This window comes from Saccharomonospora iraqiensis subsp. iraqiensis (genome assembly GCF_000430445.1).
Classification (GTDB): domain Bacteria; phylum Actinomycetota; class Actinomycetes; order Mycobacteriales; family Pseudonocardiaceae; genus Saccharomonospora; species Saccharomonospora iraqiensis.
Genome location: NZ_KE387071.1, coordinates 26,689 through 36,111, shown reverse-complemented (window position 1 = coordinate 36,111; position 9,423 = coordinate 26,689). Strand labels below are relative to the sequence as shown.

At 72.2% G+C, this 9,423-nt stretch carries 5 protein-coding genes, 1 tRNA gene and 1 pseudogene; 3 read left to right on the top strand and 4 right to left on the bottom strand.

Going from position 1 to position 9,423, the window contains the following annotated elements; genetic code table 11:
* Positions 1 to 139 precede the first annotated feature (139 nt).
* Both ACTIR_RS0107975 and mfd read right to left on the bottom strand, forming a co-directional pair.
* Entirely contained in the window at positions 140 to 1,117 is a 978-nt protein-coding gene (locus ACTIR_RS0107975) for a SurA N-terminal domain-containing protein (protein WP_026453879.1), read from the bottom strand.
* Positions 1,118 to 1,207: 90 nt separating this feature from the next.
* A complete protein-coding gene (mfd, locus tag ACTIR_RS0107970; RefSeq protein ID WP_026453878.1) occupies positions 1,208 to 4,789 on the bottom strand; it encodes a transcription-repair coupling factor in 3,582 nt (1,193 codons plus the stop codon).
* A gap of 176 nt (positions 4,790 to 4,965) precedes the next feature.
* Between mfd and ACTIR_RS0107965 the strand changes: the two genes are divergently transcribed.
* On the top strand, positions 4,966 to 6,201 hold the full coding sequence (locus tag ACTIR_RS0107965; RefSeq protein WP_026453877.1) for a PQQ-dependent sugar dehydrogenase: 1,236 nt from the start codon (positions 4,966 to 4,968) through the stop codon (positions 6,199 to 6,201).
* Positions 6,202 to 6,247: 46 nt separating this feature from the next.
* Here the strand turns inward: ACTIR_RS0107965 and ACTIR_RS0107960 are convergent, their stop codons facing one another.
* Both ACTIR_RS0107960 and ACTIR_RS0107955 read right to left on the bottom strand, forming a co-directional pair.
* The gene (locus ACTIR_RS0107960) at positions 6,248 to 6,850 is read right to left on the bottom strand and encodes a TetR/AcrR family transcriptional regulator (RefSeq protein WP_026453876.1); all 603 of its coding nucleotides are present in this window, start codon (positions 6,848 to 6,850) and stop codon (positions 6,248 to 6,250) included.
* Between the two features lie 212 nt (positions 6,851 to 7,062).
* Positions 7,063 to 8,010 carry an acyl-CoA desaturase gene (locus ACTIR_RS0107955; RefSeq protein ID WP_026453875.1) on the bottom strand — a complete coding sequence of 316 codons (948 nt, stop codon included), beginning with the start codon at positions 8,008 to 8,010 and terminating at the stop codon, positions 7,063 to 7,065.
* A gap of 163 nt (positions 8,011 to 8,173) precedes the next feature.
* Here ACTIR_RS0107955 and ACTIR_RS0107950 point away from each other — a divergent pair.
* Together ACTIR_RS0107950 and ACTIR_RS22280 are read left to right on the top strand one after the other, a co-directional pair.
* Positions 8,174 to 8,245, top strand: a tRNA-Gln gene (locus ACTIR_RS0107950).
* A 107-nt stretch (positions 8,246 to 8,352) separates the two neighbouring features.
* A pseudogene (locus ACTIR_RS22280) lies at positions 8,353 to 9,423 on the top strand (GGDEF domain-containing protein); the annotation flags it as partial.

Below are 9,423 nucleotides of genomic sequence, written 5' to 3'. Positions count from 1 at the left end.
TCCAGTGCGTGCCGGGTGTGGTCGGGCACCCCCGCGGCGGCATGGATCCCGCGCGCCGCACGCAGCGCGGGCCACGCCTGCGCGGGGACCAGGTCCGGGTGTTCCGGGGGAAGCAGCACCACCGTGGCCGGCATCGGGGTCATGGCCGCACGGTACGGGACTCCAGCAGGTAGCCCGTCAGCTCCTCGTCGCTCGGCGCCGGGGCGAGCGCGGCACCGTCCCAGACGCCGTACCGGGGGTTGATCCGCACGCCCAGTTCCTCGGCGATCGGCTGCAACTGCCGCAATCCCGCCAGGTACCGCAGCTGCGGGTTCACCTGCTGCGCCTGTCCGGCGCCGTCCTCCCGCGCGGCGGACTCCCCGGAACCGGGGGCGCCGACGGTGCGGTCCCGCACGAGCGCGACCAGCCAGCCCACCCGCTGCCTGCTCGGTTGGATGACCACGACGGTGCCCTCGCCCGCGCCGAACACGGCGGTGGTGGCGAGTTCGGGGTCCCGGTCGAGGGTCCGCCCCAGGGTCAGTTCCTCCGTCACCGGCTGATGCCCGTTCTCGGCGATGATGCGCTCCGCCTCGTCGGGGTTCCGCGCGATCCGCTCGCCCAGGTCCCGCGCGGTGCGCTCGGCGGTGGCCTCCACGCTCGACTCCGTCACCATCGCGCCCACCATGCGCACCGAGAGCCGGTCCCGGTACCGCTCGGTGAGCTGCTGCAACAGCAGCTGGTCCCGGACCACCCCGCGCACCCGGGACGGTTCGGAGAACGTGCTCCGCGCGATGGCCCGGACGCCGCCGTTGTCGTGGATCAGCCGGTCCACCTCGCGCGGGTCGACCTCCAGACCCTCCCGTTCGGCGGCCACGGTCACCAGCTCGTGCACGACCCTGCTGCGCACGACCTCACGGCCGAACTGGTCGAGTTTGTTCTGTTCCTGCGCCTGCTCGGCCTGTTCGACGTTGTCGAGCAACCACCGGATCTCGGCCTGGACCGAGTCCAGGCCGATGGAGCGGTCCCCGACGAGGGCGGCGGAATCGGCCCTGCTCGGGCCGGAGCCACACGCCGTGAGCACGGTGGCGGTGAGCAGGACGAGCGCGAGAGCCACGGGGCGGCGGATGGTCCGAATCACAGCGCGTACCTTCTCACACCCGCCGGGCGCGGGGGCAAGACGTCGGGGCGATGATCACTCCGCCCCCGTGCCACGGCGTGTTGTTCCCGGTCAGGACGGCACCGCGGCGGGCTGCTCGGTCATCGAGGACAGCAGTCCGGAGCACCAGTCCAGCAGCGCCTCGTCCCGCAGCGGGGGCGCGCCCATGCGCCCGCCTGCGGGCCCCTCGGTGGGCTTGGGCACCGACACCGTGCTCGTCGCGGCCTTGTAGACCGCCTTCGGGTAGAGCCGTTTCAGCCGGACGAGCTGCGACTCGGCCAGCGGAAGCGGGGCGAATCGCAGGTTGTTGCCCTGCACCGTCACCTCGGTCACGCCCGCCCGGCGGCACGCCTGGCGGAACTCGGCGACCTTGAGCAGCCGGTCCACCGGGGCCGGGGGCGCGCCGTAGCGGTCGACGAGCTCGTCGCGGACGGCGTCCAGTGCCTCCCGGTCCTGCGACGTGGCGATCTTGCGGTAAGCCTCCAGGCGCAGCCGCTCCCCCGGCACGTAGTCGTGCGGGATGTGCGCGTCCACCGGCAGGTCCACCCGCACCTCCGTGGGCGCGGCGTCCTCGTCGTCGACCCCGCCCGCGCCCGCGTCCCGGCGGAAGACGTCGACGGCCTCACCGACCAGCCGGACGTAGAGGTCGAACCCGACGCCGGCGATGTGCCCGGACTGCTCGGCGCCGAGGATGTTGCCCGCGCCGCGGATCTCCAGGTCCTTCATGGCCACCGCCATGCCCGCGCCGAGTTCGGTGTTCTGGGCGATGGTGGCCAGCCGGTCGTGCGCGGTCTCGGTCAGCGGCTGCTCCGGCGGGTACAGGAAGTAGGCGTAGCCGCGCTCGCGGCCGCGACCGACCCGGCCCCGGAGCTGGTGCTGCTGCGCCAGCCCCAGCATGTCGCCGCGCTCGACGATCAGCGTGTTGGCGTTGGAGATGTCCAGCCCCGTCTCGACGATCGTGGTGCTCACGAGCACGTCGTACTCGCGTTCCCAGAAACCCTGGATGATCTGTTCCAGCTTGTGCTCGTTCATCTGCCCGTGCGCGGTGACCACGCGGGCCTCCGGGACCAGTTCCCGCAGGTGCCGGGCCGCCTTCTCGATCGAGGAGACGCGGTTGTGCACGAAGAAGACCTGGCCGTCCCGGAGCAGTTCCCGGCGGATCGCCGCGGCGACCTGCTTCTCGTCGTAGGCGCCGACGTAGGTCAGGATCGGGTGCCGGTCCTCGGGCGGGGTGAGGATCGTGGACATCTCCCGGATCCCGGCCATGCTCATCTCCAGGGTCCGCGGGATCGGGGTCGCCGACATCGTGAGCACGTCGACGTGGGTGCGCAGCGCCTTGATGTGCTCCTTGTGCTCGACGCCGAAGCGCTGCTCCTCGTCGACGATGACCAGGCCGAGGTCCTTGTAGCGCACCCCCGTCTGCAGCAGCCGGTGCGTGCCGATCACGATGTCCACCTCGCCGTCGGCGAGCCCGGTGAGCGTCTGCTCGGCCTCGTGCGGGTCGGTGAACCGGGACATCCCCTTGATCGTCACCGGGAACGAACGCATCCGGTCGGTGAAGGTGTTGAGGTGCTGCTGCGCCAGCAGTGTCGTGGGGACGAGCACCACGACCTGTTTGCCGTCCTGCACGGCCTTGAACGCGGCACGGACGGCGATCTCGGTCTTGCCGTAGCCGACGTCGCCGCAGATCACGCGGTCCATCGGCACGGTGCTCTCCATGTCCTTCTTGACCTCGTCGATCGCCGCGATCTGGTCGGCCGTCTCCACGAACGGGAAGGCGTCCTCCAGCTCCCGCTGCCACGGCGTGTCCGGGCCGAAGGCGTGCCCCGGCGCGGCCTGCCGGGCGGCGTAGAGCTGCACCAGCTCGGCGGCGATCTCCTTGACCGCCTTGCGGGCCTTGGCCTTGGTGTTCTTCCAGTCCGATCCGCCGAGCTTGGACAGCGTCGGCAGCTCGCCACCGACGTAGCGGGAGACCTCGTCGAGCTGGTCGGTCGGGACGAACAGCCGGTCGCCGGGGTGGCCCCGTTTCGAGGGCGCGTACTCCAGCACGAGGTACTCACGGGTCGCCCCGCCGACGGTGCGCTGCACCATCTCGACGAACCGTCCGATGCCGTGCTGGTCGTGCACGACGTGATCGCCCGCCTTCAGCGCGAGCGGGTCGACGGCGTTGCGCCGCCGGGACGGCATCTTGGTGTTCAGGTCCGGCGAGGACCGCCCCGCCGTCGCGCCGCGCCCGGTGATGTCCGCCTCGCTGAGCACGACCAGCGACGAGCCGGGCGCGACGAACCCCTCGGTGAGACCCCCGCAGGTCACCGTGACCACCCCGGGCTTCGGCGCCGTGTCCAGCCCGTTCTCGGCGAGCGTGGCCGGGACCTCGGCGGCGGAGAGCTGCTCCACGGCACGCTTGGCGGTGCCCGCCCCGGCGACCACGACCAGCGCCGTCCCGCCGGACGCGGTGTGCGCGCGCAGGTCCGTCGCGGCCCGCTCCAGTTCCCCGCGGTAGCCGGGGGCGGCCTCGATCGCGACGTGGTAGGCGTCGTCCTCGCTGGTGAGCTGGGACAGCGTCCACCAGCAGCGGTCGGTGGCGCGGGCGTGCTCCCGGATCTCGTCGAGGCCGCGGTAGGCCGACGCGCCCAGGTCGATCGGGGCCTTGCCGGAGTCGGCCGCGGTCATCCACGACGCCTCCAGGAACTCCTGCCCGGTGCGCACCAGGTCCTGCGCCCTGGCCTCGATCTTCTCCGGATCGGTGAGCACGACGTGGGCACCCTCGGGCACGGCGTCGGTGAGCAGGCGCAGCTCCCCGTCGCACAACACCGGGATCAGCGCCTCCATGCCCTCCACGGGGATGCCGTCGGCGAGCCTGGTCAGCATCTCGGCCAGCTGCTCGTCGCCCTCGTGCTCGGTGGCGAGGTCGGCGGCCCGGCGCTTGACGGCGTCGGTGAGCAGCAACTCGCGGCAGGGCGGCGCGACCGTCCCGGACACCTCACCGGGCAGGGAACGCTGGTCGGACACCGCGAACGCACGGATCTCGGAGACCTCGTCGCCCCAGAACTCGATCCGGTGCGGATGGTCGGCGGTGGGGCCGAACACGTCCAGGATGCCGCCGCGCACGGCGAACTCGCCCCGCTTCTCGACCATGTCGACCCGGGTGTAGGCGAGTTCGACGAGCCGGTCGGGCAGGCTCTCGAATTCGTACTCCTCCCCGACCCGCAGTTCGACCGGCTGCAGATCGCCCAGCCCGGGGGCCATCGGTTGGATCAGGCTCCGCACCGTGGTGACCACCACGCGCAGCCCGTCGCGGCCGGGCAGCGCCAGGCGGCGCAGCACCTCCAGCCGCTTGCCCACGGTGTCCGCGCGGGGCGAGAGCTTCTCGTGCGGCAGGGTCTCCCAGGAGGGGAAGTGCGCCACCGCGTCGGCACCGAGCAGGCTCGCCAGCGCGGCGGTGAGTTCCTCGGCCTGCCGCCCGGTGGCGGTGACGGCCAGAACCGGCCGGTCCCCGCCCTGTTCGGCGGCCAGCGCGGCGAGGACGAGCTGTCGACCCGGGGGTGCCCCGTCGAGTTCGAGCAGCGGCGCCCCCGCGCGGTCCACAACCCCGCGCAGCGCGGGATCCGGCAGAACCGCGGAGAGTAGACCGGACAACGGGGCCTGGTTCACCGCCTCGGGGGCGGAGGTGCTACCGGGTTCGGTGTGCGAAGCGGTCACGGACCTGTACTTCCCCTCACGCGAGACACACCCGTGCCCGGGACGGCGGGGCACAGGGGGCTTTCCGCCCACCAGGATACGTGCCCGGCCACCGGGCGACCGACCCAGCACCGAGGCACACTGTGCGCATGTCCGACCGCAGACCGGTGCTCTCCGCCCTCGCCGCGCTGGCCGTCCTGCTGACGGCGTGCGGCGGTCCCCCCGACGACGGCGCGCCGGAGTCCCCCGCCCCCGACGGCGGACCCGCGGACGGCACGGAGACGACCACGTCCTCTCCGGAAGAGGTGTCCCTGGAGGCCGACCAGGTCACCGGCGGCCTCGAACACCCGTGGGACGTCGGCTTCCTGCCGGACGGTGGGGTGCTCGTCACCGAACGCCCCGGTCGGCTCCGGCTCGTACGCGACGGCGACGTCACCGAGGTCGATGCCGACTTCTCCGACGTGCTCGTGCGCGGCGAGGGCGGGTTGATGGGGCTGGTGGTGCACCCGGACTTCCCGGACACGCGGGAGTTCACCACGTGCCAGACGCACCGGCGCGACGGCGAGGCCGTGGACGTGCGGCTGGTGACCTGGCGGCTGTCCGACGACGGCCGGGCCGCGCGCCGGGTGCGGGACCTGCTGACCGGGCTGCCGGTCAACGACAGCGGGAGGCACTCCGGGTGCCGCCCCACGTTCGCCGCCGACGGCGCGCTGCTCGTCGGCACGGGTGATTCCGCGAGCGACCCCACGATCCCGCAGGACCGCACCAGCCTGGGCGGAAAGATCCTGCGCATCGACCCGGACACCGGGCGCGGCCTGCCGGACAACCCGTTCGCCGACGCCGACGACCCGGACACACGCCGGGTGTACAGCTACGGACACCGCAACGTGCAGGGCGTGGCGGTACGGCCGGGCACCGGCCAGGTGTACGCCTCCGGACACGGACCGACCGGCTTCGACGAGGTGAACCGCATCGTGGCCGGTGGCAACTACGGCTGGGACCCGTCCCGGGGCGGGACGACCGACTCGTACGACGAGGACGTGCCGATGACCGACCTCGACCGGTTCCCGCAGGCGGTGCCCCCGCTGTGGACCTCGGGGGCGACCTCGACCGAGGCGCCGTCCGGCGCGGCGTTCGTCTCCGGCGGGGGCTGGGGTGCGCTGGACGGGACCCTGGCCGTCGTGGCCCTGCGGGGGCAGAAGATGCTGCTGTTCCGGCTCGACGACGCCGGCGACGACGTCACCGAGGTGCTCCTGCCGCCCGAGTTCGACGACGAGTTCGGCAGGCTCCGGGCGGTGCGTCGCGCGCCGGACGACGCGCTCTGGGTGACCACGTCGGGCGGCGCGGACGACATGCTGTTCCGGGTGACCCCGCGGCCCGCCTGAGCGGCCGCCCGACCCCGGTGCGCCGGTGTGCTGGGCCCCGGTGTGCTCAGCCGCGCCCGCTGTACTGGATCTTCGGTTTGTGCTCCAGATGGGACAGACCGTTCCACGCGAGGTTGACCAGGTGGGCCGCGACCTCGTGGCGCTTCGGTTTGCGCGCGTCGAGCCACCACTGGCCGGTCAGCGCCACCATGCCGACCAGCGCCTGCGCGTACAGCGGGGCCAGCTTGTCGTCGTACCCGCGGGTGTCGAACTCGTGTGCGAGCACGTACTCCACCTGCCCGGCGATGTCGTTGAGCAGGGTGGAGAACGTGCCCGACGCGCTGGCCACCGGGGAGTCCCGCACCAGGATGCGGAACCCGTCGTGCGCCTCGTCGACATAGCCCAGCAGGGCGAGCGCGGCGTGTTCGAGCAGTTCGCGGGGCCCACCCCCGTGCAGGGTCGAGACCATCCGGTCGAGCAACGACTGCATCTCGCGGTCCACCACGACCGCGTAGATGCCCTCCTTACCGCCGAAGTGCTCGTAGACCACCGGTTTGGACACGTTCGCCCGGTGCGCGATCTCCTCGATCGACGCGCCGTCGAACCCCTTCTCCGCGAACAGCGCCCGCGCCACGTCGAGCAGCTGCTGTCTGCGCTCGGCACCCGTCATCCGCACCCGGGCCGCCGGGGCCGTCGCCCGTGCCCCCGCGGCCGCGTCGCGCTTCGCTCTGCGTCTCGCCGCCACCGTCCGCAGCCTAATCCGCCCGCACCCGGGACGCCGCGAAGGACCCCTTCCCCACGCCACACGCCGCGAAGGCCTCCTTGCCTGCGTGCGATGCAGGCAAGGAGGCCTTCGCGGCACTCCCCGGGGTGACCGGCGGACTACTTCGCGGAGAGTTTCTGCAGGCGGTGCGGGGTGGGCCAGCGGACGTTGTAGGCCCAGCCGAGCTTCTCGAACACCCAGATCAACCGGGCGGAGATGTCGATCTGACCCCGCTGGACCCCGTGCCGGGCCGACGTCGGGTCGGCGTGGTGCAGGTTGTGCCAGGACTCGCCGAACGAGAAGATCGCCAGCGGCCAGAAGTTGGCGGAACGGTCCCGGGCACTGTACGGCCGCTCACCGATCATGTGACAGATCGAGTTCACCGACCAGGTCACGTGGTGCAGCACGCACACCCGCACGAGACCGGCCCAGAAGAACGCGGTGACGCCGCCCCACAGCGACCAGGTCACCAGCCCGCCGATGATGCCGGGCAGCACCAGCGACAGCACGGTCCACAGCGGGAACAGCCGGTCGACGCGACGCAGCGCCGGGTCCTTGAGCAGATCCGGCGCGAACCGCTCGGCGTTGCTGACGTCCCGCTCGAACAGCCAGCCCATGTGGGCGTGCCAGAACCCCTTGGCCAGTGCCACCGGGGAGGTGCCGAACATCCAGGGTGAGTGCGGGTCGCCCTCCCGGTCGGAGAACGCGTGGTGCCTGCGGTGGTCCGCGACCCAGGTGATGAGCGGTCCCTGCACCGCCATGCTGCCCGCGATCGCCATGACGACCCGCAGCCAGCGCTTGGCCTTGAAGGACCCGTGTGTGAAGTGGCGGTGGAACGAGACCGTGATCCCGAGTCCGCTGATGGCGTAGAACAGGACGAACAGGCCGACGTCGACCCAGCTCAGCCCCCATCCCCACGCGAAGGGGACAGCGACGGCCAGCGCGGCCAGCGGCGCGATCACGCCGAAGTACACCGCGAACTGCACGCCGGACGTGCGCTCTCCGTCCAGTATCGGCTTCGGGCCTCGCGCGGGCTTCGCCGCAGGGTCCTCGAGAGTAGCCGTCATACTTCTGCTTCTTTCCACGAATGACCAGGCAAGGTGGGCCTTACCTACGTTTCCGTAGGTTACGGTACAGGAGGTCAGGGGCCGTTGGGGAGAGCCGATACCCGGTCGGGCGGCCCCGGTGGTGACCACCCCGTACCACGGTGGCTATCCTGACCAGGCGCGATCCGCCGTAGTGTAATTGGCAGCACTTCAGATTTTGGTTCTGACAGTCCAGGTTCGAGCCCTGGCGGCGGAGCTGCCCGGCTGCCGATCGCCTCCTGACGTGCCCGGAGGCGAAGAAGGGGTGTGGACCGGCTGCACGGCGAGGACTGGGACGACGAGCAGCGCCCGGCGTTGGGCGACATGTCCGACGCCTGGGTGCTGGGGCGTGCCCGGGAGTTGATCGCCACGGTCCAGCGCACCGAACGCGCCGAACAGCTCCGGGTCACCGGGACACTCGACGAGCTGCTCGAGGAGACCCGTCGTCGCGGCGAGCCCGTCCTGGTCGCCCAGTTGCTGCGGGCCACCGCGCTGGCCCGGTTGGTGATCCGGGGACTGGCCACCGAGGCCGAGCCGCTGCTGGACGAGATGCTCACGCACACCAAGCGGCACGGTCTCGCCCTCCTGCGGGCCGACGCCCACGCGCTGCGCGGCCGGTCGCTGGTGCTCGGCGAACAGGACGACGCCGCGCTCACCGAGATCGCCCGCGCCCTCGCCCTGCTCGACGACGTGCCGAGCCCCGAGATACACCAGGGGCGCCGGGCGTGGGACCGGCTGCTCGCGGCGGCACTCAACGACTGTTGGATCGTGCTCAACCAGCTCGGCGTCTACGAGGCGGCCGAGGAGATGATCTCCCGCGCCCACCAGGCCATCCGGGACAGCGCCGGCCCGCACGAGATCACCCTGCAACTGCTCAACCGGGTCAAGATGCTGCTCGGCTGGGGGTTGCGGCTGGAACGGGTCGGGCGCCGCGAGGAGGCGAACGAGAAGTTCCGCACCGCCGCCTCGATGACGATCGCCGCGGAGGCGCCGTTCGCCGAGTCGCTGTTCCCCCGCAAGCCGGACGTGCCCGCCGTGGAGCAGGTCGGGGTGCTGGCGGCCTCGCTCGCGTTGGCCGCCCCCGCCGCCGCGCACATCGAACGGCTGCGCCGGCTCGGCGCGGAGCAGGGGTACCCGCACGAGAAGATCCTCGTCACGATCGCGCTGTCCCGGTGCCTGGTCGCCGACGGACGCACCGGGGAGGCCGTCGAGGAACTGCTCGACGCGCGGCAGACCGAGGCCGACGACACGTCCCAGCCGTCCATGCGGCTCAACCTCATCCGCGAACTCGCCACCCTCGGGGTGGCCGGCGCCCCGGGCAGCGGACGGGAGCCCCCCGGCGACGGCACGGCGACCGCGGAGGAGGCGGCCCGGACCGATCGGACGTCCCCCGAC

Bases quoted from the DNA above. Each gene is read 5' to 3' on its own strand.
- ACTIR_RS0107965 (WP_026453877.1), top strand. From the start codon at position 4,966: ATGTCCGACCGCAGACCGGTGCTCTCCGCCCTCGCCGCGCTGGCCGTC.
- ACTIR_RS0107960 (WP_026453876.1), bottom strand. From the start codon at position 6,850: ATGACGGGTGCCGAGCGCAGACAGCAGCTGCTCGACGTGGCGCGGGCG.
- ACTIR_RS0107955 (WP_026453875.1), bottom strand. From the start codon at position 8,010: ATGACGGCTACTCTCGAGGACCCTGCGGCGAAGCCCGCGCGAGGCCCG.